This window comes from Pseudomonas sp. 67(2021) (genome assembly GCF_017491835.1).
Classification (GTDB): Bacteria; Pseudomonadota; Gammaproteobacteria; order Pseudomonadales; family Pseudomonadaceae; genus Aquipseudomonas; species Aquipseudomonas atacamensis.
Genome location: NZ_JAFGYL010000016.1, coordinates 54,101 through 77,330 on the forward strand (window position 1 = coordinate 54,101; position 23,230 = coordinate 77,330).

The 23,230-nt window shown below is 60.9% G+C and carries 21 protein-coding genes and 1 riboswitch; of the genes, 13 read left to right on the forward strand and 8 right to left on the reverse strand.

Going from position 1 to position 23,230, the window contains the following annotated elements; translation table 11 throughout:
• Positions 1 to 12 precede the first annotated feature (12 nt).
• Positions 13 to 492 (forward strand): hypothetical protein, encoded by a 480-nt coding sequence (locus J5M66_RS19165; protein ID WP_016773232.1) that lies wholly within the window; start codon positions 13 to 15, stop codon positions 490 to 492.
• Positions 493 to 555: 63 nt separating this feature from the next.
• Entirely contained in the window at positions 556 to 843 is a 288-nt protein-coding gene (locus tag J5M66_RS19170; RefSeq protein ID WP_123444169.1) for a PA4642 family protein, read from the forward strand.
• A 105-nt stretch (positions 844 to 948) separates the two neighbouring features.
• Here the strand turns inward: J5M66_RS19170 and mqo are convergent, their stop codons facing one another.
• Positions 949 to 2,457: a malate dehydrogenase (quinone) gene (gene mqo / locus J5M66_RS19175; RefSeq protein WP_024014277.1), complete on the reverse strand. Its 1,509-nt coding sequence runs from the start codon at positions 2,455 to 2,457 to the stop codon at positions 949 to 951.
• Between the two features lie 704 nt (positions 2,458 to 3,161).
• Entirely contained in the window at positions 3,162 to 3,395 is a 234-nt protein-coding gene (locus J5M66_RS19180; protein WP_016773235.1) for a hypothetical protein, read from the reverse strand.
• Between the two features lie 205 nt (positions 3,396 to 3,600).
• On the opposite strand from J5M66_RS19180, the gene J5M66_RS19185 reads away from it, so the two are divergent.
• Positions 3,601 to 4,185: a YajG family lipoprotein gene (locus J5M66_RS19185; RefSeq protein WP_024014276.1), complete on the forward strand. Its 585-nt coding sequence runs from the start codon at positions 3,601 to 3,603 to the stop codon at positions 4,183 to 4,185.
• A gap of 190 nt (positions 4,186 to 4,375) precedes the next feature.
• Here J5M66_RS19185 and J5M66_RS19190 read toward each other — a convergent pair whose 3' ends face one another.
• Positions 4,376 to 4,582, reverse strand: coding sequence for a hypothetical protein (locus J5M66_RS19190; protein WP_016770662.1), 207 nt, complete (start codon positions 4,580 to 4,582; stop codon positions 4,376 to 4,378).
• Positions 4,583 to 4,775: 193 nt separating this feature from the next.
• Here J5M66_RS19190 and J5M66_RS19195 point away from each other — a divergent pair, with 193 nt between their 5' ends.
• Complete coding sequence (locus J5M66_RS19195) at positions 4,776 to 5,054, forward strand: hypothetical protein (RefSeq protein ID WP_016770663.1); 279 nt, start codon at positions 4,776 to 4,778, stop codon at positions 5,052 to 5,054.
• A 52-nt stretch (positions 5,055 to 5,106) separates the two neighbouring features.
• On the opposite strand, the gene J5M66_RS19200 is transcribed toward J5M66_RS19195, so the two are convergent.
• Positions 5,107 to 6,273, reverse strand: a complete 1,167-nt coding sequence (locus J5M66_RS19200; protein ID WP_041479984.1) for a 1-acyl-sn-glycerol-3-phosphate acyltransferase — start codon at positions 6,271 to 6,273, stop codon at positions 5,107 to 5,109.
• Positions 6,274 to 6,411: 138 nt separating this feature from the next.
• Between J5M66_RS19200 and J5M66_RS19205 the strand changes: the two genes are divergently transcribed.
• The 3 genes from J5M66_RS19205 to J5M66_RS19215 are packed head-to-tail and all read left to right on the forward strand — an operon-like array spanning position 6,412 to position 7,523.
• Complete coding sequence (locus J5M66_RS19205) at positions 6,412 to 6,594, forward strand: CPXCG motif-containing cysteine-rich protein (protein WP_024014273.1); 183 nt, start codon at positions 6,412 to 6,414, stop codon at positions 6,592 to 6,594.
• A 9-nt stretch (positions 6,595 to 6,603) separates the two neighbouring features.
• Positions 6,604 to 6,864: a DUF2007 domain-containing protein gene (locus tag J5M66_RS19210; RefSeq protein ID WP_024014272.1), complete on the forward strand. Its 261-nt coding sequence runs from the start codon at positions 6,604 to 6,606 to the stop codon at positions 6,862 to 6,864.
• Between the two features lie 35 nt (positions 6,865 to 6,899).
• Positions 6,900 to 7,523, forward strand: a complete 624-nt coding sequence (locus J5M66_RS19215) for an SOS response-associated peptidase (protein WP_016773240.1) — start codon at positions 6,900 to 6,902, stop codon at positions 7,521 to 7,523.
• 99 nt (positions 7,524 to 7,622) lie between these two features.
• Here J5M66_RS19215 and J5M66_RS19220 read toward each other — a convergent pair whose 3' ends face one another.
• Positions 7,623 to 9,764 (reverse strand): methyl-accepting chemotaxis protein, encoded by a 2,142-nt coding sequence (locus J5M66_RS19220; protein ID WP_207809696.1) that lies wholly within the window; start codon positions 9,762 to 9,764, stop codon positions 7,623 to 7,625.
• 251 nt (positions 9,765 to 10,015) lie between these two features.
• Here J5M66_RS19220 and J5M66_RS19225 point away from each other — a divergent pair, with 251 nt between their 5' ends.
• Complete coding sequence (locus tag J5M66_RS19225) at positions 10,016 to 10,834, forward strand: M48 family metallopeptidase (protein ID WP_016773242.1); 819 nt, start codon at positions 10,016 to 10,018, stop codon at positions 10,832 to 10,834.
• Between the two features lie 133 nt (positions 10,835 to 10,967).
• On the opposite strand, the gene J5M66_RS19230 is transcribed toward J5M66_RS19225, so the two are convergent.
• The 3 genes from J5M66_RS19230 to J5M66_RS19240 all read right to left on the reverse strand — a co-directional run bounded on the left by J5M66_RS19230 (position 10,968) and on the right by J5M66_RS19240 (position 13,801).
• On the reverse strand, positions 10,968 to 11,552 hold the full coding sequence (locus J5M66_RS19230; RefSeq protein ID WP_041479980.1) for a TMEM165/GDT1 family protein: 585 nt from the start codon (positions 11,550 to 11,552) through the stop codon (positions 10,968 to 10,970).
• A gap of 89 nt (positions 11,553 to 11,641) precedes the next feature.
• Positions 11,642 to 11,764, reverse strand: a riboswitch (yybP-ykoY riboswitch).
• A gap of 40 nt (positions 11,765 to 11,804) precedes the next feature.
• The gene (locus tag J5M66_RS19235) at positions 11,805 to 12,803 is read right to left on the reverse strand and encodes a class I SAM-dependent methyltransferase (RefSeq protein WP_016773244.1); all 999 of its coding nucleotides are present in this window, start codon (positions 12,801 to 12,803) and stop codon (positions 11,805 to 11,807) included.
• 32 nt (positions 12,804 to 12,835) lie between these two features.
• Complete coding sequence (locus J5M66_RS19240; RefSeq protein ID WP_207809698.1) at positions 12,836 to 13,801, reverse strand: 2-hydroxyacid dehydrogenase; 966 nt, start codon at positions 13,799 to 13,801, stop codon at positions 12,836 to 12,838.
• Between the two features lie 286 nt (positions 13,802 to 14,087).
• On the opposite strand from J5M66_RS19240, the gene J5M66_RS19245 reads away from it, so the two are divergent.
• From J5M66_RS19245 to J5M66_RS19265, 5 genes are all read left to right on the forward strand, one after another.
• Complete coding sequence (locus J5M66_RS19245) at positions 14,088 to 14,717, forward strand: LysE family transporter (RefSeq protein WP_207809700.1); 630 nt, start codon at positions 14,088 to 14,090, stop codon at positions 14,715 to 14,717.
• Positions 14,718 to 14,983: 266 nt separating this feature from the next.
• A complete protein-coding gene (locus J5M66_RS19250) occupies positions 14,984 to 16,666 on the forward strand; it encodes a fatty acid--CoA ligase (RefSeq protein WP_073473480.1) in 1,683 nt (560 codons plus the stop codon).
• Positions 16,667 to 17,003: 337 nt separating this feature from the next.
• Entirely contained in the window at positions 17,004 to 18,893 is a 1,890-nt protein-coding gene (locus J5M66_RS19255; protein WP_207809703.1) for a DUF1302 domain-containing protein, read from the forward strand.
• A 27-nt stretch (positions 18,894 to 18,920) separates the two neighbouring features.
• The gene (locus J5M66_RS19260; protein WP_024014265.1) at positions 18,921 to 20,285 is read left to right on the forward strand and encodes a DUF1329 domain-containing protein; all 1,365 of its coding nucleotides are present in this window, start codon (positions 18,921 to 18,923) and stop codon (positions 20,283 to 20,285) included.
• A gap of 176 nt (positions 20,286 to 20,461) precedes the next feature.
• Positions 20,462 to 23,197, forward strand: a complete 2,736-nt coding sequence (locus J5M66_RS19265; RefSeq protein WP_207809706.1) for a LuxR C-terminal-related transcriptional regulator — start codon at positions 20,462 to 20,464, stop codon at positions 23,195 to 23,197.
• Positions 23,198 to 23,230 lie beyond the last annotated feature (33 nt).

Below are 23,230 nucleotides of genomic sequence, written 5' to 3' on the forward strand. Positions count from 1 at the left end.
CCGGAGCCTGTCATGCGCCTCTTGATCTGCAGTCTCGCCGCCCTGTTGCTGTCTCTCAGCCTGCCGCTGTCCGCCGCGCCGATGCACAGCCAGTTCCTGCCGCCGGACGATCTGACCCTGCGCGACGCTGAACCCGAGCAACAGCAACTGCTGCAGGTCAGCGAGTATTCGGTGGTGGTCGGTGCGCAGCGCCAGTCCAATCAGCAGCCGATTCCGGTCACCTCATCCTTGTTGATCCGCCTCAAAGGCAAATCGCTGAACAAGGGCGCGAGCATTTCTCAGGTGCTGGTGAGTTTCGACGGCGAGAGCAAAAGCCTGAAAAAGCCGGCCTACGATGACAAAAGCAAAACCCTGACGCTGTTCTATCCGCTCGCTCAGTACCGCGTGGTGATGGATCTGCTGCGCAACGACACGGTGTATGTACAGTTCCTCAGTTATGCCAATGGCCATATCTGGGCCGATTTGCACACCGGGGCGATTCGTCCGCGTTGAGCCGGGCGGTCGGGCAGGGGTAAACTGCCCGCCCCGTGTCATGTCTGCGAGCTGGAGTCGGCAATGCGTAAAGATAAGAAACAAGTGATTGGTGACGAGATCGGCGATGAGCAGATCAAGCTGTTCCTCGATTTTGAGCCGGTCGACGCCACTTCGCCGTCGCTGCACAAACTGATCAAGGCCTACCGCGGTTTGCGCATCGATGACTTCGAGCGCTTTCTGGGCTTCTTTGTTGCGGCGGGTTATGACGTCGATGGCGAGGATGAGCAGGGCAACACTTTCGTCAAATTGATCAAGGATCATCGCAACGCTGGCGACTACATCGAATTGATCAAGAAGGCTCGCACCTGAGGCCACCTCACTACAAAGGTTTGTAAGCCAGGATTATTGGTTCTTGCCTGGCCATAAAAAACGCCCCGCACTCAAGGAGTACGGGGCGTTTTTTATGCCGCAAGATCAAGCGAAGCTTGGTGTCTCGCTGCTTTCTTCAACCAGTTCCAGGGCGATGTTGTTCTGCGTGTTGATCTTGCGATACAGCGCAGCATCGGTTTCCAGAACCTTTTCACGGGCCGGGAAGATCTCCGCCAGTTTGCTTGCCCACTCGCCGGACGCCTTGGCCGGGAAGCATTTTTCGATCAGTTCGAGCATGATCGAAACGGTCACCGACGCACCTGGCGAAGCGCCGAGCAGGGCAGCGAGGGAGCCGTCTTTCGCGGCGACCAGTTCGGTACCGAACTGCAGGATGCCGCCCTTTTTCGGATCCTTCTTGATGATCTGCACCCGTTGGCCGGCCACTTCCAGGCGCCAGTCTTCGGCTTTCGCCTGCGGGTAGAAACGGCGCAGGGATTCCAGACGCTGTTCCATCGACTGCATCACTTCGCTGACCAGGTACTTGGTCAGGTCCATGTTGTTTTTCGCCACCGCCAGCATCGGCCCGATGTTGCCAGCGCGCACCGACATCGGCAGGTCCATGAAGGAGCCATGCTTGAGGAACTTGGTGGTGAAACCGGCGTATGGCCCGAACAGCAGGGATTTCTTGCCGTCGACGACGCGAGTGTCGAGGTGCGGCACCGACATCGGTGGCGAACCCACGGCCGCTTGGCTGTAGACCTTGGCCTGGTGGTGCTTGACCACTTCCGGGTTGTCGCAACGCAGCCACTGGCCACTGATCGGGAAGCCGCCGAAGCCTTTGCTTTCTTCGATACCCGAAGCCTGCAGCAACGGCAGGGCCGCGCCACCGGCACCGAGGAAGACAAACTTTGCGTCGACTTCGCGGGTGTTGCCGTTGTTGACGTCCTTGATGCTGACGGTCCAGCCGGCGCCGTTACGCTTGAGGCCGGTCACGCGCTTGCAGTATTTGACCTGGGTGTCCGGAGCACTGCTCAAATGCTTGAGCAACTGATTGGTCAGGGCGCCGAAGTTGACGTCGGTGCCGTTCATCACGCGGGTGGCGGCGAGGACTTCGTCGGGCGAGCGGCCCGGCATCATCAGCGGCATCCACTCGGCCATCTTGCCTTTGTCTTCGGTGTACTCCATGTCGGCAAACGCGTGGTGCTTGCTCAGGACATTGAAGCGCTCCTTGAGGAACGACACACCGCTTTCGCCCTGAACGAAACTCAGGTGCGGTACCGGGCTGATGAAGGATTTGCACGAGCCGAACGTGCCTTTTTTGGTCAGGTACGACCAGAACTGCTTCGACACCTCGAACTGGGTGTTGATGTGCACGGCTTTCTTGATGTCGACGCTGCCATCGGCAGCCTGCGGGGTGTAGTTCAGCTCGCACAGGCCGGCGTGACCGGTACCGGCGTTGTTCCACGGATTGGAACTCTCGGCGGCGCCGGAATCCATCAGCTCGACGACTTCCAGCTTGATCGCGGGGTCGAGCTCTTTGAGCAGTACGGCCAGGGTGGCACTCATGATGCCGGCCCCTACCAGAACTACGTCGACTGCTTCGTTATGCGCCATTTAACGCGTCTCCCAAATCTGCAGCACCAAATTGTCGGCATGGCTGCCAGGCGTTCCAGGGCAGGTCAGTGGGCCCGGGCTATCCGTGGTCAGGTGGGCCATGTCCGAATCTTCGCAATTTTTCGCAACTTCGACGGATGCGTGCGGCCTGGTTTCAAGCGTTCCATGAACGCATTTTGACGCAGGGCTGGCAATTCGACTTATGGTCGAGTCATCCGTTTTCGTGCAACCAAATCCGTAGCGGACAGGCTTCAGGCTCCGATGTTCGAGGTATACCCGGTCCTGTGTCGTTGGGCTGTTTCAGACGCTAATGGTGCATGTTCAGACGCAAAACTATTCATTTGCTCGCCACACTCTTGTGAAGTTGTGAAAACCCGTTTTTTTCACGCTCTTTTGAAGACGTGAACCTCAAAAAAGGGCTGCCTTGGCCTGGCACCTGCCCGCTAGGGCAAAACAACGCGGTGGCCGAGCGAATGACAGCTCTGCAGATTCGCGAAAAGCGGGTTTTTGCCGGAAGAACAGGCAAGCGCGCCAACTTCACTCGATCTGTGTGGGCGGCTCTCTGTGGGCGATTTTGATGTCGATGCATGCGCATTGACGCTGTTGCGGGGCCCGATCAGGAGACGTCCTTATAATCGGGGGGAGATTGTAGCGAAGAAATGCGCGCAGTTGCTCGTGTTTAATGACTTTTATTAGGCATCCGGTCAGATGCTCAACTGCACCTGACCCCGTGCGCGCATTTGTCGCGGTACGACTCGGGCGCTGGCGGGCAGCGGCTGGTTCAACCAGGTCAGGCGGATTTCTTCGATTTCCACCCAGCCATCGCCCATCGGTTGCAGGCTGCACTGCTTGAAAGCCTGGCAACGGCCGTTGCGGTCGAGCAGGGCGAAGCTGCGATGCAGTGGGCGAGGGGCGAACAGCGAGATCAGATAACGCATGGCAGAGTTCCTTGAAGGAGGACTGCTGTGAAGCTTGCCGGTGGGCCGTGACGTCGCGGTGTATGGACGGTGAAGAATGTGTGACAGGAACCGCTTTCGGCGGGGTTTGTCAGACATTTCAGTATTCACTGTGCGGCGCTGGTTACGCGCAGTGGCCCACCGCTATACTGCCGGCCTGTTTGTGCCTGATTCTGGAGAGAAGAGCATGTTGCAACGCCTGTTGTTCGGTTTGATCACTGTCGCCGGTTTGACCCTCGCCGGCTGCGCCCACAGCCCGCAACAACTGAATCCGGAGCCGAAGCTGACCACGCAACTGCCAGCGGTCGGTCGCGGCCAGCCTGTCATCGTGCGTGTGGTCGACGGTCGTCCGTCGCCAACCCTCGGCACCCGTGGCGGTCTGTACCCGGAAACCAGCGCCATCACCGTACAGCGCGAGCAGATCCTGCCCAAGCTGCAGGCCCAGGCCGAAGCCGCCGTACGCCTGCTCGGCTTCACCCCGACCACCAACGCACCCAACGCGCCACAGCTGACCGTGACCCTGGCCGAGCTGAAATACCAGTCGCCGAAAGAAGGCATGTACGTGACCGAAGCCACCATCGGCGCGACCTTCCGCTCCGACGTGCAGAACGCCAACCGCCGTTACAGCGGCCGTTACGGTGCGTCGCTGGACCAGCGCTTCGGCATGGCGCCGAATCAGGAGACCAATACCAAACTGGTCAGCGATGTATTGAGTGATGCGCTGACGCGTCTGTTCAAGGACCCGACCGTGGGTCAGGTGCTCGCCGAGTAAGTTTGCAGCGAATGTGAAAAAGCCCGGGGCCAGTGATGGTTCCGGGCTTTTTTGTGGCCGCATGTTTTGAATACCGCATAAACCTGTGGGAGCGAGCCTGCTCGCGAAAGCGCTGGCTCAGTCGAAGCAATGTTGACTGACCCAATGCATTCGCGAGCAGGCTCGCTCCCACAGGGGGATTTGCGGTGCTTCAAGCAGCCTGAGAATAAAAATCGAGCACGCTCACGCCGGTCAGCAAATCGGTTTCGGGCAAGTCCGCATGCTGATGCCCGCCCAGCGCGCAATACACCAGCCAGTGCCGGTCCTGCACGTTGAAGGCGAGGCTGCCGACCAGGCTTTGCTGGTCGTCGTAAGGAGTGATGAGGTACAGGCGATCCTGGTTTTCCGCGTGCAGCATGTCGCATTCCATTCGGGTTTCGAGGCGCGCAGGGTGAAGCATCCACGTGACGATGCCATGACACAGGACAGCCATCGGTCGATTGTCAGGTTATTTGTCGCAAAGGCTGGGGCAGGGCGTCAGGGTTTGGGTAGAATCCGCGCCGCGGTCGTCGGTCTGGCGTCTGCCACACCGGTTAAGTTCGAGGTCTGTGATGTCGCTGCACTTGATGACGCTGTTTACCGCCCATCCCGCCAAGTTGATCAACCTGCTGGCCTTGCTCCTGGCCTTTCCGGGCAGCTGGCTGCTGCACGCGACCCGCCGCCGTGAGCAACGCGCCCAGGCCAGCCTCGCCGCCCAGCGCCAGGCGCAGCCGAATGCCGAGCCGATGCTCGATTGGGCGACGCTGCGCATGAACCGATTTTTCTATCGTTTTGGTTTTGCTTGCCTGGGGCTTGCTTTGATCGTCTCCTGGATCAGCACCCGCTTCTGAAGCAATAGCAAACCTGTGGCGAGGGGATAAATCCCCTCGCCACAGCTGTTGCCTACAGCGGCAATCCAGCCTTGACCCGGTATTGATTGCGCACCGGCGTCGCATATTGCAGCACCAGGTACGGCCGATGCTCAGCGGGGCAGGCGTCCAGACGGCTTTGCCATTCATCCTGCGCCTTGGCCAGTTCGTCAGCCGGGAACACCTCGGCCGCCGTCGGCACATTCAGTTGCGGATCGGCATCCGCCCACTGCGCGTACGCCAGGTAATGCACCGGGAACAACCGGTAGCCGCCGAGAATCTGCTTGTCCATTTCGATCGCCAATTGCTTGGTGTCTTCGAACACCTCGGTGATCGGCGCGGCAAAGTTCACGTGTACCCGGCCCTTGTAGCCGGTGATGCCCTTGGCGATGCTCACGTCATCCTCGCCCGGCGCCTTGGCGTAGGTGCCGGTGGTGGCGCGGATGTACAGCTCGCGGGCCTTGGCCTGATCGCACGGGTCGTACTCATAGCTGATCGACACCGGCGTCACGTTGAGCGAGCGGATCACTTCGCCGAACGGCTCGTCCTTGCGGCTCATGTGGAACATCTTGAGGATCGCCGACTCGGTGCGGTCGTCGCCGTCCTTCGCCCGACCTTCAGCCTGAGCAATCCAGATCGACGCGCAATCGTTGCGGATCGAGTGATTGATGTACGCCGACAGCAATTGATACGCAGCCATTTTCTCGCGACGGCCGGTGATCGAACGGTGGACGATAAAGCTCTTGTTCAAGCGCATCAGGTCACTGACAAACGGCTTTTGCAGCAGGTTGTCGCCAATCGCGATGCGCGGCGTCGGCAGGCCGGCGTGGTACACGGCGTAGTTGACGAAGGCCGGGTCCATGACGATATCGCGGTGGTTGGCGATGAACAGGTAGGCGCTGCCGGACTTGAATTGCTCGACACCGGTATACGTCACGCCGTCGGTGGCGCGCTCGATGGTGTGGTCGACGTAGAACTCGACTTTGTCCTGTAAGGTAGCCACGGAATTCACGTCGGCAAACTCACGACGCAGCCGATGGGCTATAAGAGGTTTGAGCATCCAGCCGAAGGCACCGGCAAAACGCGGGAAGCGGAAGTGGGTGAGGATATCTAGAAACGCCTTGTCGCCGAGCAGCCTTGCCAGTACCGCAGGTACTTCGCTGTCGTCGTAAGGTCGGATGGCATCGAATTCGCCCATCATGCTCTCTTGTTGGAAACGGCTAGGGTAAGTAAAGGGTTTGATCGAAAACCCGCGGGGCACGGTCTGAAAAGTAGCCAGACAAAAATAGCCCTGCAAATAGACCGGCGATTATACGCACAAGTCACTGGGGAGACCGCGATGCTGGAAAATGCACTGTATGAATGTCCGTATTGCGGTGAGGAAGTCGAGACCACTCTGGATTTATCCGGTGGGGATCAGACGTATATCGAAGACTGCCAGGTGTGCTGTCGTCCGATCACCTTTGTCCTGCAGGTACATGAAGAAGAGTGGCATCTGGAAGTCTTCAGCGAAAACGAGTGAGGGCCGCGTATGCAGCGCATCTACGAACCGGCGAACCTGATGGAGGGCGAAATGCTCAAGGGCATGCTTGCCAGTGAGGGGATCGAGGCGCATCTGATCGGCCGTGATCTGGTGGGCGGTGCGGGTGAATTGCCGATCTTCGGCCTGCTCTGGCTGTCGGTTGATAACGATCAGGCCGAATACGCCCGCGAGCTGATCACCGCGTACAATGCCGCGCTGCCGTTGCCCGGCGACGAACCGGAAAGCTTTCCCGGCACGCTGGTCTGTTAGGCTGGCGCTGGTTTTATTCAGAGTTATGTTGCCCCATGTGTGGACGTTATGCCCTGTTTCGCTGGAACCGCGACTTCGCGGCCCTGCCAGGTTTTCCCGCCGATCAGCAGGCGCAGTGGAACATTTCCCCGAATGATTCGGTGTTGATGCTGCGTGCCGAAGAAGATGGCCAGCGCACGCTGGCCCGTGCACGCTGGGGGCTGACGCCGCCGTGGCTGACCGATCTGTCGAAAACCCCTGCACACGCCCGCGCTGAAACTGTCGCAGAACAGCCAATGTTTCGTGAGGCCTTGCGCTTGCGTCGCTGCCTGCTGCCGGCCAACGGCTTCTACGAATGGCGCGGCACCCAGCGCAAACGGCCTTACTGGTTGACGCCGGGGGAGGGCTCGTCTTTGTTTTTCGCGGCGATCTGGGAAGCGTATCCGGTGCAGGAACAGGTCTGGCTGAGTACTGCGGTGATTACTCAGTCGGCGGCGAGTCAGCGCCGGCCGTTGATTCTTGATGAAGCGGGGCAGGCTGCCTGGCTTGATCCCGAAACGCCGCTGCATGTGTTGCAGGGTTTGCTCGCCAGTGAGCCGGCAGCGCTGCGTGAGCGGGTTTTGGCGAATCTGGTGAATGATCCGAAGTTGAACGGGCCGGAGTGCCTGACCCCGGCTTGATGAGTGATCTGTGCCGGCATATTCGCGAGCAGGCTCGCTCCCACAGGGGAATGCAATCCAACTGTGAGAGCGAGCCTGCTCGCGATGAGGATCTAAAGATCAAACCTTGAACTGATTGATCAACCGCCGCTGCTGTTCCGCCAGTTTGGTCAACCCGGCGCTCGCCGAGCTCGATTCATCCGCACCGCCGGCCACTTCATTCGCCACCTGACCGATGTTGATCACATTGCGGTTGATGTCGTCGGCCACTGCGCTTTGCTCTTCTGCCGCACTGGCGATCTGCGTGTTCATGTCGTTGATCACCGACACCGCCTGGGTGATCGTCTCCAGCGCTTCGGCCGCTTTCGCCGCGTGCTGCACGCTTTCGTCGGTGCGGTTCTGGCTGTCTTCCATCACGCGCACGACATCGCGCGTGCCCTGTTGCAACTGCTGGATCATGCTCTGGATTTCTTCGGTGGCCTTCTGGGTTTTCTGCGCCAGATTGCGCACTTCATCCGCAACCACGGCGAAACCGCGACCCTGCTCGCCGGCGCGCGCGGCTTCGATTGCCGCGTTCAGTGCCAGCAGGTTGGTCTGTTCGGCGATGCCGCGAATGGCGGTGAGGATAGCGTTGATGTTTTCGCTGTCCTTGGCCAGCGTCTGCACCACCTCGACAGCCTTGCCGATTTCCACCGCCAGTACGCCAATCGAATTCGAGGTGTCGCGGACGATCTGCATGCCCTGGCTGGCGGCCTGGTCGGCGTGGCTTGCCGCTTGTGCGGCCTGGGTGGCGTTGCGCGCCACGTCCTGGGCGGTGGCGGTCATTTCCTGCACCGCAGTCGCCACCTGATCGATTTCGGCCATTTGTTTCTGCACGCCGATGTTGGTGCGAATGGCGATGTCGGCGGTGTGTTCCGAAGAATCGCTGACGCTCTGCACCGAGGTCACCACTTGCGTAATCATCGCCTGCAACTTGGCGAGGAAGGTGTTGAAGCCTTTGGCAATCGAGCCCAGTTCATCGCTGCGGTCGCTGCTCAAGCGCCGGGTCAGATCGCCTTCGCCCTGAGCGATGTCATCGAGCATGGCGACCATTTGCTTGAGTGGCCGCGCAATGCCGTGACCCACCAACCAGATCACCAGCAGGCCGATGCCGGCGATGATCAGGCCGACCATGGCCATGCCGAAGGTGTCGGATTTGCGCTGGGCATCAAGGTCGGCCTGGAGGTTTTGCAGATCGGCCATGACTGCGTTGAGCGGCAATTGCAGCATCAGTGTCCAGCGTGCGTCGGTCTGGCCGATGCCGAACGGCAGGTACAGCTCGATACGGCCCTTGGCCTGATTCACCGAATAGGTGACCTCGTCGCGCTTGAGGTTGGCGAGATTGCTGGCCTGTTCGGCGTCGAGGATGTCGCTGACTTTTTCACCGAATTTGCTCGAGTCCTTGGTGTAGGCAACGATCCGCCCGTTGCCGCCGACCAGGGCCATTTCACCGGCGCCGCTGTAAAGCTTCTGGTTGGCGGCGAGCAGCATGTCCTGAATGAAGTTCACCGAGAGGTCGGCGCCGACGATGCCCTGGAACGCGCCGTTGACCATGATCGGTTCGATGAACGAGGCGAGCATGACGATCTTGTCACCGACCTTGTACGGTGCCGGGTCGATCACGCAGGGTTTCTTTGTCTCTTTCGAGCACAGGTAATACTCGCTGGCGCGTATGCCGGTGGACAAGGTTTTCTGGTCGTCGACATCGGCCAGTTTGTCCACGCCCAGGCTGCCGTCGGTATTGCGGAACCACCACGGCAAAAAGCGCCCGGTGGCCGGATCGATACCGACCACGGCGCTGCCGATGTAGGCCGCGTCATTGTGGTCCAGTGCGTTTTTTTCCCAGCCGATGTAGGTGCCGAGAATCTTCGGGTTCTTTTCGACGTTTTCCTTGATCAGGCTGATCAGTTGTTCGCGGCTGACGCTCAGGCGCGGCTGGCCATCGGTGCCGATTGTGCCGAGCAGGGCGTTGACCCGTACCAGACCGCCGGCAATCAGCAGCGGCGCTTCGAGTTCGCGCTGGATCTGGCTGACCTGGGTCTGCGCCAGCGAGGTCAGGCGCTGTTCGATGACTTGCTCGAACTGCGCCTGGGTGCGCTGTTGCACCATTTCTTGAGTGCGAGCGCCGGAGAACAGCGCGTACAGCACCAGCGCCGCGACCACGCTGAGAACGATGGCGCCGGCCAGAGCGGCGACGGAAAACTGGATCGACTTGAACTTCATGGGAGCTCCGCACGCAAGAGGACAATCTGCGAGGGATTTATCGGCGGGGTGTGCAGGGCCATGAGAGACGTTGGTCGGAATCGCCGCGCGATGTCGCTGATGGATCGGTGCACGGCGGATTCAATGCGCGTTGAGGAATTTCCAGCCAGACTTGCGGCCTTAGGTGGATGTACGCGCAATGCGTCCGTTGTATCTGGCGCCGATACAATTAGCCGCCTAGGATACGCCTCAGGTTTTCAGGGAGCTTTTGAATGAACAAGACATTAGTGGTAAGTGCTTTGAGCGCAGCGCTGTTGCTGGCCGGTTGTCAGTCGGTCAACACCACCAGCGGCGGCGCCGTGGGCGTGGAGCGCAAGCAGTACATGTTCAGCATGCTGTCCTCGCAAGAGGTCGACCAGATGTACGCGCAGTCTTATCAGAAGACCGTCGGCGAGGCGTCGAGCAAAGGTGTGCTGGACAAGACCAGCCCGGAAGCCAAACGCGTGCAGACCATCGCCAACCGCTTGATCGCCCAGGCGCCGACCTTCCGCCCGGACGCGGCGCAGTGGCAATGGGAAGTCAATCTGATCAAGAGCGATGAGCTCAACGCCAACTGCGGTCCCGGCGGCAAGATCATTTTCTACACCGGGCTGATCGACAGTCTGAAACTCACCGACGATGAAATCGCTGCGGTCATGGGCCATGAAATCGCCCACGCCCTGCGCGAGCACGGCCGTGAGGCGATGTCCAAAGCCTATGGCATGGAAATGGCCAAGCAGGGCGCCGGTGCCTTGTTCGGTCTGGGCCAGGACAGCCTGGCGCTGGCCGACACCGTGGCCAACTACGGCATGACCTTGCCCAACAGCCGCGCCAACGAAAACGAAGCCGACCTGATCGGCCTGGAACTGGCCGCCCGCGCCGGCTACAACCCGAACGCGGCAATCACCCTGTGGGACAAGATGAGCAAGGCTTCCGAAGGCGCGCCACCGGAATTCATGAGCACTCACCCGGCCTCGAGCAGCCGCATTGCTGCGTTGCAGGCAGCCATTCCGAAAGTGATGCCGTTGTACGAAAAAGCCCCGAAGTCCTGAGATTGACGGGGTCATGATCGTTCCCACGCTCTGCGTGGGAATGCCGCAAGGGACGCTCCGCGTTCCAAGCGGGACGCAGAGCGTCCCCGGCTGCATTCCCACGCGGAGCGTGGGAACGATCCTTCTCTCGGGGTTAAACCCAGCCGCTGCTCTGCATCGCTTTATAAACCGCAACAATCGCCAGAATCATGAACGCCGAAGCCGCGAGGCGGCGGATCAGGGTCAGCGGCAGTTTCTCTGCAGCAAAGTTACCCGCCAGGACCACCGGCACGTTGGCAATCAGCATGCCCACGGTGGTGCCGATAATCACCAGCCACAGTTCCGGATATTGCGCGGCGAGCATCACCGTGGCGATCTGCGTCTTGTCGCCGATTTCCGCGAGGAAGAACGCGATCAGCGTGGTCAGGAACGGGCCGAACTTGCGCGCCGTGCTGGCTTCGTCGTCATCCATTTTGTCCGGGACCAGCGTCCACAGCGCCGTGGCGGCGAAGCTGGCGGCGAGGATCCAGTGCAGGACGGCGTCGGAGAAGAAACTGCCGACCCAGGCACCTACCGCACCGGCTGCTGCGTGGTTGGCCAGGGTCGCGGCGACAATCCCGGCGATGATCGGCCAGGGTTTGCGGAAGCGAGCGGCGAGAATCAGCGCGAGCAGTTGCGTCTTGTCGCCGATTTCGGCCAAGGCAACGATTGCGGTGGGAACGAGTAACGAGTCCAGCATCAGGGATTTCCTAAGGGGCGGGTCGACACGGCTATGACACGTACAGCCTTCCCGCCCCGGGTAAGGTGTGCGTGTCATAGGTCTTGTCAAACCCTGCGATCCGTCTGGTGCGGACGCTTGGGTCGCATACGCCATGATCTGAGGATCAAGTATGTTGACGTATGCCGGACGAGCTTGGCGCTCGTGGGAGACTACTCCCCTAGGACGGAGCGGATTCTGCCTAGGCAAATACGATTGGGCAAGAACAAATTTTCAGCCGCGCTTGGCCCGGTAGATCCGGAAACCATTGCCTTCAGCCTTGATCGCACACACGCCCAGGTGCTCCTCGATCAACGGCTGATACTTGAGGAAGCTGTTCGCCACAAGGCGCAGTTCGCCACCGTTTTTCAGATGTTTCGCCGCTTTTCGCAGCAGGTTCTCCGTAGCGAAATAATCGGTGTGCACGCCGACATGGAATGGCGGATTGCTCAGAATCGCGCTCAAACCCATCGGCGCGGCGTCGATGCCGTCGCCGGTCAGCACTTCGGCTTCCAGGCCATTGGCAGCCAGGGTCAGACGGCTGCTGGCGGCGGCGAATGCGTCAACATCCAGCAACGTCACCTGATTGTGCGGATAGCGACGTTTCACCGCAGCCCCGAGCACGCCGGCGCCGCAACCGAAATCGAGCAGATGGCCGCTCGGCAGTTTGTCCAGATGCTCCAGCAGCAGGGCGCTGCCGCGATCCAGGCGCCCATGGCTGAACACGCCCGGCAGGCTGATGACTTTCAACGGCCCTTCGGCCAGCGGCAGTTCGTAAGTCTGCGCCAGGCTTTCCAGCGGTTTCGCTTCAGGCGCATTGGCCACGGTGACTTGCCAGAGCTGGCAGTGGCGAGCGCTGTCGAGTTTGCGTGGCTTGCCGAACGGGTTGAGCTGTTTGGACGCGCCTTCGATGCCGCTGCGTTTTTCCCCGACCAGAAACACCTCACGCCCGGCCAGACGCGACGCCACGGCGTTAAGAATGTAATCGGTGAGGTCCTTGGATTTGGGCAGGAACACCACAGCGCTGTCGAACTCACGCTCGGGCACGTTTACGCCGAACTGGCTGCGGCCCTCGAAACGTGCATCCAGCGCGGCTTGATCGCCAGCGTGCCAGCACCAGCCGAACGCGTTGGGCAAGCGCCCGAGCAAATCATCGGCGGGCAGGCCGGCCAACAGCAGCGAACCCTGGAATAACTCGGCCTGACGAAGCAGTACTTCACTGCGCGGATCCATAACTGCTCCTTGAAAAAAAGTGCCGCAGTTTATCAACTGACGACCCGCAGCGCCTCACCGCTGAAGAACGCATGGGCGTTTTCGCTCAGTTGCCCGACGATACGCTGGCGCGCCTCGCGACTGCCCCAAGCGTTATGCGGGGTGACGATCAGGCGCGGGATATCGGCGGCGAGCAGCGGATTGCCCTGGGTCGGTGGCTCGACACTCAACACATCGGTCGCCGCACCGCCGAGGTGGCCGCTACGCAAAGCGTCGGCCAGCGCTTGCTCGTCGATCAAGCCGCCACGAGCGGTATTGACCACGAATGCGCCGGGCTTCATCGCGGCCAGCTCGCCGGCGCCGATGAAGTTCCGGGTGTGCTCATTGAGCGGGCAGTGCAGGGTCAGGGCGTCGATCTGCGGCAGCAGTTCTTTCAGCGGCAGGCGATCCGGCCGAGCCGGGCGCCCGGGAATCTGCCCGAGCAACACGCGCATGCCGAACGCCTCGGCCAATCGCGCCACGGCACCACCGAGTTCGCCATGGCCGAGCAGGCCGAGGGTTTTGCCTTGCAGTTCGACGATCGGGTAGTCGAGCAGACAGAACTGTTTCGCCTGTTGCCAGCGGCCTTCGCCCACTGCTTGCTGATAGTCGGCCAGGCGTGTGGCGAGGTTGAGCAACAGCATGATCGTGTGTTGCGCCACCGACGGCGTGCCGTAAGCCTGGCAATTGCACACGGTGATGCCGTGAGCGCGGGCGGCAGCGAGGTCGACGTTGTTGGTGCCGGTGGCGCTGATCAGGATCAGTTTCAGTTGCGGGTTGGCAGCCATTGCAGCGGCGTCGATCACGACTTTGTTGGTGATCGCCACACTGGCGCCGTGCAGGCGTTCGCTGACCTGTTCCGGCAGAGTCTGGGCGAACAGCTGCAAGTCGCTGAAGCATTCGCGCAACGGACCGAGGTCCAGATCGCCGAGATCCAGCGAAGGGTGATCAAGGAATACCGCGCGGCGCGTGTTCGTCATCAACTGTACCTTTTGTGCTGTGAGCGGAGGGCGTACTCTGCCGAGCCTACCAGATGAAACAAATCGTTACGCTGATCCCGCAGCGGACACATAACCCTGTGGCGAGGGGATTTAGCGAAACGTCGCACCGCCCCGATCGGCTGCGCAGCCGTCGCAAAATCATTGCCTGCGGGCCAGACAGAAGTTTTTGGGGCTGCTTCGCAACCCAACGGGGATAAATCCCCTCGCCACAGGACTGTGTTCTTTACAGATTTTTTATTGACCAAGCTGCCCCAAAGGAGCCCCCATGTACTGGACCGAGTTCTTGACCGTTGCCCTGATCCATCTGCTCGCCGTGGCCAGCCCCGGACCGGACTTTGCCGTGGTCGTGCGCGAGAGCGTGACCCATGGGCGTCGCGCCGGCACCTGGACCGCACTGGGCGTGGGCTCGGCGATTTTCCTGCATGTCGGCTATTCGTTGCTCGGCATCGGTCTGATCGTGTCGCAGTCGATCGTGCTGTTCAACGCGCTGAAGTGGGCGGCGGCGGCTTACCTGCTGTACATCGGCTTCAAGGCCTTGCGCGCGCAACCGGCGAAAACCGACACTGATGACTTGCACCGGGAAACCGGCGTACGCCCCGCGCGGGGCGCGTTCACCTCAGGCTTCGTCACCAACGGCCTGAACCCGAAAGCCACGCTGTTTTTCCTCTCGCTGTTCACCGTGGTGATCAACCCGCACACGCCGCTGGCGGTGCAGGCCGGTTACGGCGTTTACCTGGCGGTGGCGACGGCGATCTGGTTCTGTCTGGTGGCGATGCTGTTCAGCCAGCAACGCGTGCGCGCCGGCTTCGCCCGCATGGGCCATTGGTTCGACCGCACCATGGGTGCCGTGCTGATTGCTCTCGGCGTGAAAATCGCGTTCACCGAGATGCATTGAGAACTGGAACACATCAATCCCTGTGGGAGCGAGCCTGCTCGCGAAAGCGCCAGTACAGTCACCAAAAATGTCGACTGACCCGACGCCTTCGCGAGCAGGCTCGCGCCCACCGGTCGTGTTTTCTTCAACTTCGGCCCGAAATGCTGGCGCAAAGCTAGCATTTGTACGGCTCTGCAAATCATTCCTTTGGCTGATTTGACTGTCATGCAGGCGCACTAGAGTACGAATCTCTCCGCCAACACCGTGCAGTCAGAAAAGGGATTCTTATGTTGCAGACTCGGGTCATTCCGCCGGCCGATGGGGCCTACCAGTATCCATTGCTGATCAAACGGCTGCTGATGTCCGGCGCCCGTTACGAGAAAACCCGCGAAATCATCTACCGCGACCAGTTGCGCTACAGCTATCCGACCCTGATCGAGCGGGTTGCGCGGCTGGCCAACGTGCTGACGGCTGCTGGCGTGAAGGCCGGTGACACCGTGGCGGTGATGGACTGGGACAGCCACCGTTACCTGGAATGCATGTTCGCCATTCCGATGATCGGCGCGGTGATTCACACCATCAACGTGCGTCTGTCGCCCGAGCAGATCCTCTACACCATGAACCACGCCGAGGACCGCTTCGTGCTGGTCAACAGCGAGTTCGTCGGGCTGTATCAGGCCATCGCGCCGCAGCTGACCACGGTGGAGAAAACCCTGCTGCTGACCGATCTCCCGGAGAAAACCGCAGAGCTGCCGAACCTCGTCGGCGAATACGAACAACTGCTGGCCGCCGCGAGTGCGCAATACGATTTCCAGGACTTCGACGAAAACTCGGTCGCCACCACGTTCTACACCACCGGTACCACCGGCAACCCGAAAGGCGTGTATTTCACCCACCGGCAACTGGTGCTGCACACCATCGGCGTGGCGACGATCATGGGTTCGATCGACAGCGTACGGCTGCTCGGTACCAACGATGTGTACATGCCGATCACGCCGATGTTCCACGTTCACGCCTGGGGTCTGCCGTACGTGGCGACCATGCTCGGGCTCAAGCAGGTTTATCCGGGGCGCTACGACCCGGAGTATCTGGTGGAGTTGTGGCGCAAGGAGAAGGTCACCTTTTCCCATTGCGTGCCGACCATCCTGCAGATGCTGCTCAACGCCAAGGCCGCGCAGGGTGCCGACTTTGGCGGCTGGAAAATCGTCATCGGCGGCAGCGCGCTCAATCGCAGCCTCTATGAAAACGCCAAGGCCCGAGGCATTCAACTGACGGCCGCGTACGGCATGTCGGAAACCGGGCCGCTGGTGTCCTGCGCGCACCTCAACGACGAATTGATGGCCGGCAGCGAAGACGAGCGCACCACTTACCGGATCAAGGCCGGCGTGCCGGGGCCACTGGTCGAAGCGGCGATTGTCGACGGCGAGGGCAATTTCCTTCCGGCCGACGGCGAAACCCAGGGCGAACTGGTGCTGCGCGCGCCATGGCTGACCGAAGGTTATTTCAATGAGCCGCAGAAGGGCGCCGAGCTCTGGGCCGGTGGCTGGTTGCACACCGGTGACGTCGCCACGCTCGACAGTATGGGCGTGATCGATATTCGTGATCGCATCAAGGACGTGATCAAGACCGGCGGCGAGTGGATCTCCTCACTCGACCTCGAAGACCTCATCAGCCGGCATGCGGCGGTACGCGAAGTAGCAGTGGTGGGCATCGCCGATCCCCAGTGGGGCGAGCGCCCGTTTGCCTTGCTGGTGGTCCGCGAAGGGCAGGTGATCGGCGCACGGGAACTGAAGGAACACCTCAAGCCGTTCGTCGAGCTGGGGCACCTGAGCAAGTGGGCGATTCCCAGTCAGATCGCCCTTGTTACCGAAATTCCCAAGACCAGTGTCGGCAAGCTCGACAAGAAGCGCATCCGCCTCGACATCACTGAATGGCAGGCCAACAACAGCACCTTCCTTTCGACACTTTAAGTGCCTGCTGGCGCGCCGAAACCGGCGCGCCAGACCCACCAAGCAAGCGCTTGGCTTGTGAAATCGAAAAAATCAGCCATCCTTGCCGTGCCGACGTGTGTCGGACTGGCGAAAGGACTGTTCCAGAGTGGTTGGCGGCTGCAAATCACACTTTAGAGGGATCAAGCACTACCACCCGCTGGCTATAGTCCGCTCAAGGACTTTTTGAAAACGGAGCACACGCACTGAACGGGGCGAGCAACTCTGGAGCGATTTCGGGCAGCCCTGGCGCCCGGTCCTCCACAGCGTTTTTAAAAGTACTCACTGCCATAACAATAATGCACATGGAGTAGCGTCGATGACCTCAGTAAACCAGTTCTGGCGCCGGGCGAAACTGCCTCTGGCGGTCAGTCTTGCCTCCTCGCTCGCCGGGCCTGCATTCGGCGTCAGTTTCAACGTCGGTGAAATCGAAGGCCAGTTCGACTCGTCCCTGTCGATCGGTGCCAGTTGGTCTACTCAGAGCCCGAACAAGAACCTCATCGGCGTCAACAACGGCGGCCGCGGCCTGTCGCAGACTTCCGATGACGGTCACGCCAACTTCAAGAGCGGCGAGACCTTCTCGAAGATCTTCAAGGGCATCCATGACCTTGAATTGAAATACGGCGACACCGGCGTGTTCGTCCGTGGCAAATACTGGTACGACTTCGAACTGAAGGACGAGAGCCGCGAATTCAAGGACATCAGCGACAGCAACCGCAAAGAGGGCGCCAAGTCCTCCGGCGGGCAGATCCTCGACGCCTTCGTCTATCACAACTACGCGATTGCCGATCAGCCGGGTTCCGTGCGTCTGGGCAAGCAGGTCGTGAGCTGGGGTGAAAGTACCTTCATCGGCGGCGGCATCAACTCGATCAACCCGATCGACGTCTCCGCGTTCCGTCGTCCGGGCGCCGAGATCAAGGAAGGCCTGATTCCGGTCAACATGTTCTACGTGTCGCAGAGCCTCACCGATAACCTCTCGGCCGAAGCGTTCTACCAACTGGAATGGGATCAGACCGTCGTCGACAACTGCGGCACCTTCTTCTCCCAGCCAGACATCGTTGCCGACGGTTGCGACAGCAATCTGCGCGTACTGAACAAGCGTTCGCAGATTCCGGCGATCGCTTTGGGGCCGTTGGCCGCCAACGGTGTGAACGTCGACGAAGAAGGCGTGCTGGTGCGCCGTGGGCCGGACCGTGACGCGCGCGATAGCGGTCAGTGGGGCGCGTCCCTCAAATACATGTTCGAGCCACTCGACACCGAGTTCGGCGCCTACTTCATGAACTACCACAGCCGTGCGCCGATTTTCAGCGCCACTGGCGCACCGCAATCGGTCTACAACACCGCCGCCGGTCTGCCGGGGCCGTTTGCCGCGCTCGCACCGCTGCTGGTTGCGGGCAACTCCAATTACTTCATCGAATACCCGGAAGACATTCGTCTCTACGGTCTGAGCTTCTCCACCACCCTGCCTACCGGTACGGCGTGGAGCGGTGAGATCAGCTACCGTCCGAACGCGCCGGTACAACTGAACTCCACCGACATCCTGTTTGCCGGTGTGCGTCCACTGGGCGGCGCGCTGACCAACGCTTCGCTGCTGACCGGCGTGCCGGGTCAGGATCTGCATGGCTATGAGCGCAAGGAAATCACCCAACTGCAAACGACGTTCACGCACTTCTTCGATCAGGTCATGGGCGCCAGCCGTCTGACCCTCGTTGGTGAAGTCGGCGCGACCTACGTCGGTGGCCTGGAAAGCCGTTCCGACAAGCGCTATGGCCGTGACCCGGTCTACGGTCCGGGTGAGTTGCCGGCCACTGGCGGTATCGATACCTGCGCCAACATCCTCAACAACAGCACCATCAACGGCGCAGGCCCGGGTTCGCCGCAGAACAACCGCAGCCGCAATTGCGAAAACGACGGTTTCACCACGTCGATGTCGTGGGGCTACCGTGGTCGGGCGATCTGGGAATACAACGACGTGTTTGCCGGTGTGAACCTCAAGCCGAACGTGGCCTGGTCCCACGACGTCAGCGGTTACTCGCCAGGCCCTGGCGGCAACTTCGAGGAAGGTCGCAAAGCGGTCAGCCTGGGCGTCGATGCCGAGTACCAGAACACCTACACCGCGAGCCTGGCTTACACCAATTTCTTCGACGGCAAGTACACCACCGTGGATGACCGCGACTTCGTGGCGCTCAGCTTCGGCGTGAACTTCTAAGCACTGCATTTCAGGACGAACGAATTTATGAAAATAACAAAGAGTCTGTTCCACGCCGGTGTTCTGGGCCTGTCGCTGCTGGCGACCAGTGTCATGGCGGCGGTGCCTGCTGCCGAAGCGGATAAACTGGGCAAGAGCCTGACGCCAATGGGCGCGGAAATGGCCGGTAATGCCGACGGTTCGATTCCGGCCTGGAAACCGCTACCGAAGAATGCCGGCAGCGTCGACAGCAAGGGCTTCCTGTCCAACCCTTACGCCAGTGAGCAGCCGCTGTTCACCATCACTGCCAAGGATGTCGACAAGTACAAGGACAAGCTTGCCCCGGGCCAGTACGCGATGTTCAAGCGCTACCCGGAAACCTTCAAGATGCCGGTCTATCCGTCCCATCGCGGCGCCACCGTGCCGGATGACGTGTTCGCTGCGATCAAGAAGAACGCCACCAGCACCAACCTGGTGTCCGGCGGCAACGGTCTGGAAAACTTCGATACCGCCGTGCCGTTCCCGATCCCGAAAACCGGTGTGGAAGTGATCTGGAACCACATCACCCGCTATCGCGGCGGCAGCGTGACCCGTCTGGTGACCCAGGCCACGCCGCAACCGAACGGCTCGTACAGCCTGGTGTACTTCCAGGATCAGTTCGTGTTCCGCGACAAGATGAAGGACTACGATCCGGCGAACCCGGGCAACATCCTGTTCTACTTCAAGCAGAAAGTGACTGCGCCGGCGCGTCTGGCCGGTGGCGTATTGCTGGTGCACGAGACGCTCGATCAGGTCAAGGAGCCGCGTTCGGCGTGGGTCTACAACGCCGGTCAGCGTCGTGTGCGCCGTGCACCACAAGTGTCGTATGACGGCCCGGGTACCGCCGCCGACGGCCTGCGTACCTCGGACAACCTCGACATGTACAACGGTGCGCCGGATCGTTACGACTGGAAGCTCGAAGGCAAGAAAGAGATGTACATCGCCTCCGACAGCTACAAGCTCGACGATCCGAAACTGAAGTACTCGGACATCATCAAGGCCGGTCACATCAACCAGGACCTAGCTCGCTACGAGCTGCGCCGCGTCTGGCACGTGGTCGCGACCCTGAAGGAAGGCCAGCGCCACATCTATGCCAAGCGTGACTTTTACATCGACGAGGACACCTGGCAGGCAGCGGTCATCGACCACTATGACGGTCGCGGCCAACTGTGGCGTGTAGCCGAGGCACATGCCGAGAACTACTACGACAAGCAAGTGCCGTGGTACGCCCTCGAAACCCTCTACGACCTGCAGTCCGGCCGTTATCTGGCACTAGGCATGAAGAACGAAGAGAAGCAGGCGTATGACTTCGGCTTCACCGCCACCACCAGCGACTTCACCCCGGCCGCTCTGCGTCAGGATGGTGTTCGCTAAACCTGCGTAAACCCGAGGCCGCATCCTCGTGAAAACGCCCCGACTGGTTCGGGGCGTTTTTGTGTCTGTAGTCTTTTTGTAGCCATTTGTAGCAGCAACCTTCATAACCGGTTCGATTAAGGCTAGGCTGCGGACATCTGCAACGCCGCCAACCGCCATTCGAACAAGAGCCGGCCATGACTGATCTGTCCCCGCTTCCGGGTCCTGCAAGTGCTGCCATCGCGGCATTGGAGGGGCGTTTTTTCCGCCCGCCGCTGCCCGACGGCTATGTGTTGCGACCGCGTCTTTGCGAGCGCCTGCAAGCCGGGCTCGGCGGGCGCCTGCTGCTGGTCAGTGCTCCGGCGGGGTTCGGCAAGAGTTCGCTGGCGGTGGAGTTCTGTCAGAGTCTGCCGGCGCACTGGCAAAGCCTGTGGCTCGGATTGAGCGCTCGCGACAGTGATCCCGGACGCTTTCTCGAGCGTCTGCTCGCAGGTTTGCAAGATTACTTTCCAGCGTTGGGTGCCGGTGCCCTCGGGCTGCTGAAAATGCGTCAGCGCCATCAGCCGTTCGCGTTCGAAGAATGGCTCGACGGCCTGCTCGACGATCTGGCGCTGCACCTCGATCCCGCCGCACCGTTATTGCTGGTGCTCGATGATTACCATCTCGCCCAAGGCCCGGTGCTCGACCGTTGCCTGCAGTTTTTCCTCAATCACCTGCCCGATGGCCTGCTGGTCATGGTCACCAGCCGCCAGCGCCCGGACTGGCATCTGGCGCGCCTGCGCCTGTCGCGGCAGCTGCTCGAACTGCATGAACAGGATCTGCGCCTGACTCACGACGAAGCGCTGACGCTGCTCGATCGCCACAGCACTTCATTGCGCGGCGAAGCGCTGGAGAACCTGATCCAGCGCAGCGAAGGCTGGGTCGCCGGGTTGCGCTTCTGGTTGCTGGCTGTGTCCGAGGCCGGCAGCGAGGCGGTATTGCCGCACGCGTTGAACGGCGGGGAAGGGCTGATCCGCGATTATCTGCTCGAAGAAGTCATCGATTGCCTGCCGGCCGAGGTGCAAGCCTTTTTGTATGACACCGCGCCGCAGGAGCGTTTCTGCAGCGAGTTGTGTGACGCGGTGCGCGAAGCCCATGACAGCGCCGAGATTTTGCGTTTTCTGCTGGCCCATCAGGTGTTTCTGGTGCCGCTCGATGAACACGGGCACTGGTATCGCTATCACCATCTGTTTTCTGATTTGTTGCGCAGCCGTCCTCCGGCTCAGGCGCTGGTGCCGACTGCCACGTTGCACTTGCGCGCCTGTCGCTGGTTCAACGCGCAGGGTTTGCTTGATGAGGCCGTGGAGCAGGCACTGCGCGCCGGACACCTTGATGTGGCGGCGAATCTGGTGCAGAACCTGTCCGAAGAGCAGCTGCTCGCCGAGCAGAATGTCGGCATGCTGCTGCGCTGGAAAATGGACTTGCCCGACAGCCTGCTGATCAGCACGCCGCGGCTGATCGTTCTGTACAGCTGGGCACTGGGGCTGGCCTGCCAACTCGATGCCGCCGAAGAGCTGGCCAGCCATTTGAGCCGTTTCCTGCCGGCGCCTTCGGCCACGGCGCAGAAATCCATGCTGGCGCAGTGGCTGGCATTGAGCGGGATCATCGCTCGCGGACGCGGCCATCGCGAACTGACTCTGCGCTATTGCAGTGAAGCGCTGGAGAGCCTGCCGGCCAAGCGTTATGGGCAACGGCTGATGTGTTTGTCGACCCTGTCCAATCTAGCGATTGCCGATGGTGACCTGTGGCGCGCGCGCGGCCTCAACCGTGAATCACTTGAGCTGGCGCAACGCGTCGGCAATCCGCTGTTCGAGGCGTTGGCGCATTACGACCGGGCGCGGGTGCTGCAATCGCGTGGCGAAATCCTCCGTGCGCTGGACGAAGTGCATCAGGGCCTGGAACGCTTGCGCGGCTTGTCGCCGCAACGGCTGTACGCCGTACGCGCACGGCTGACGTTGTACGAAGGTTTCCTGCTGGCGATGCGTTTGCAGCCGCAAGCCGCACGCGTGCGTCTGCTGGCCGGGATTGGCGAGGCGCGGGCTTGTCGCGACATCAGCGTACTGATCGGCCACTGCGTGATTGCCCGCCTCGACGGCGCCAGCGGCGAGTTCGCCAAGGCCTTCGCCGAACTCGCCGAAGCCGAACGTCTGATGCACATCTGGGACGTACCGCCGATCTACTATCTGGCGATGATCACCCTGGTCAAATGCGAACTGTGGCTGGCCCAAGGCCGCATCGATCTGGCCGAGGCTTGGCTCGCACGATTGGGCCAGACCTACACCGGCGAACACGCTGCGGCACCACCGGAGTTTCATCCACAGCTGCCACTGCACGTGGAACTGCAACAGGCGCTGCTTGATGTGATTCAGGGGCAGCCGATGCTCGCCGAAGGACGGCTGAACGTGTTGCATGAAAACGGCCAGCGGACCGGCCGGCAGTTGCTCAGTGTGATGGCGTTGACGCAGAAGGTGGCGCTGTTGCTGTGCAGTGGACGCGAGCCCGATGCGCGCAAGGTGTTGAGTCAGGCGCTGGAAGCTGCGGCCGGCGGCGTTTACCAACCTTTTGATGCGCTGCTGAAAAACCATGCCGACTGGTTGCGCGGGCAATTGCAGGCGCTCACTTGCAACGCGGTCGGCCAGCAATTGCTCACACATTTCCCAACAGCCGCGCCACGCCCGGCCGTGGAAAGCTCCGCTACCGAACAACTCAGCAGCCGCGAACTGGCGGTGCTGCGCCTGATCGCTCAGGGCTGTTCCAATCAGGAAATCAGCGAGCAGTTGTTCATTTCGCTGCATACGGTGAAAACCCATGCCAGTCACATCAACAGCAAGTTGGGGGTGGAGCGGCGCACGCAGGCAGTCGCGCGGGCCAAAGAGCTTGGCTTGCTGGCCTAGCGGATAAAAAACGCGACCAAAAAAACACCCCGC

What these genes read in the sequence shown, in the direction of transcription:
- J5M66_RS19165 (WP_016773232.1), top strand. Translation starts at nt 13, where the DNA reads ATGCGCCTCTTGATCTGCAGTCTCGCCGCCCTGTTGCTGTCTCTCAGC.
- J5M66_RS19170 (WP_123444169.1), top strand. Translation starts at nt 556, where the DNA reads ATGCGTAAAGATAAGAAACAAGTGATTGGTGACGAGATCGGCGATGAG.
- mqo (WP_024014277.1), bottom strand. Translation starts at nt 2,457, where the DNA reads ATGGCGCATAACGAAGCAGTCGACGTAGTTCTGGTAGGGGCCGGCATC.
- J5M66_RS19180 (WP_016773235.1), bottom strand. Translation starts at nt 3,395, where the DNA reads ATGCGTTATCTGATCTCGCTGTTCGCCCCTCGCCCACTGCATCGCAGC.
- J5M66_RS19185 (WP_024014276.1), top strand. Translation starts at nt 3,601, where the DNA reads ATGTTGCAACGCCTGTTGTTCGGTTTGATCACTGTCGCCGGTTTGACC.
- J5M66_RS19190 (WP_016770662.1), bottom strand. Translation starts at nt 4,582, where the DNA reads ATGCTGCACGCGGAAAACCAGGATCGCCTGTACCTCATCACTCCTTAC.
- J5M66_RS19195 (WP_016770663.1), top strand. Translation starts at nt 4,776, where the DNA reads ATGTCGCTGCACTTGATGACGCTGTTTACCGCCCATCCCGCCAAGTTG.
- J5M66_RS19200 (WP_041479984.1), bottom strand. Translation starts at nt 6,273, where the DNA reads ATGATGGGCGAATTCGATGCCATCCGACCTTACGACGACAGCGAAGTA.
- J5M66_RS19205 (WP_024014273.1), top strand. Translation starts at nt 6,412, where the DNA reads ATGCTGGAAAATGCACTGTATGAATGTCCGTATTGCGGTGAGGAAGTC.
- J5M66_RS19210 (WP_024014272.1), top strand. Translation starts at nt 6,604, where the DNA reads ATGCAGCGCATCTACGAACCGGCGAACCTGATGGAGGGCGAAATGCTC.
- J5M66_RS19215 (WP_016773240.1), top strand. Translation starts at nt 6,900, where the DNA reads ATGTGTGGACGTTATGCCCTGTTTCGCTGGAACCGCGACTTCGCGGCC.
- J5M66_RS19220 (WP_207809696.1), bottom strand. Translation starts at nt 9,764, where the DNA reads ATGAAGTTCAAGTCGATCCAGTTTTCCGTCGCCGCTCTGGCCGGCGCC.
- J5M66_RS19225 (WP_016773242.1), top strand. Translation starts at nt 10,016, where the DNA reads ATGAACAAGACATTAGTGGTAAGTGCTTTGAGCGCAGCGCTGTTGCTG.
- J5M66_RS19230 (WP_041479980.1), bottom strand. Translation starts at nt 11,552, where the DNA reads ATGCTGGACTCGTTACTCGTTCCCACCGCAATCGTTGCCTTGGCCGAA.
- J5M66_RS19235 (WP_016773244.1), bottom strand. Translation starts at nt 12,803, where the DNA reads ATGGATCCGCGCAGTGAAGTACTGCTTCGTCAGGCCGAGTTATTCCAG.
- J5M66_RS19240 (WP_207809698.1), bottom strand. Translation starts at nt 13,801, where the DNA reads ATGACGAACACGCGCCGCGCGGTATTCCTTGATCACCCTTCGCTGGAT.
- J5M66_RS19245 (WP_207809700.1), top strand. Translation starts at nt 14,088, where the DNA reads ATGTACTGGACCGAGTTCTTGACCGTTGCCCTGATCCATCTGCTCGCC.
- J5M66_RS19250 (WP_073473480.1), top strand. Translation starts at nt 14,984, where the DNA reads ATGTTGCAGACTCGGGTCATTCCGCCGGCCGATGGGGCCTACCAGTAT.
- J5M66_RS19255 (WP_207809703.1), top strand. Translation starts at nt 17,004, where the DNA reads ATGACCTCAGTAAACCAGTTCTGGCGCCGGGCGAAACTGCCTCTGGCG.
- J5M66_RS19260 (WP_024014265.1), top strand. Translation starts at nt 18,921, where the DNA reads ATGAAAATAACAAAGAGTCTGTTCCACGCCGGTGTTCTGGGCCTGTCG.
- J5M66_RS19265 (WP_207809706.1), top strand. Translation starts at nt 20,462, where the DNA reads ATGACTGATCTGTCCCCGCTTCCGGGTCCTGCAAGTGCTGCCATCGCG.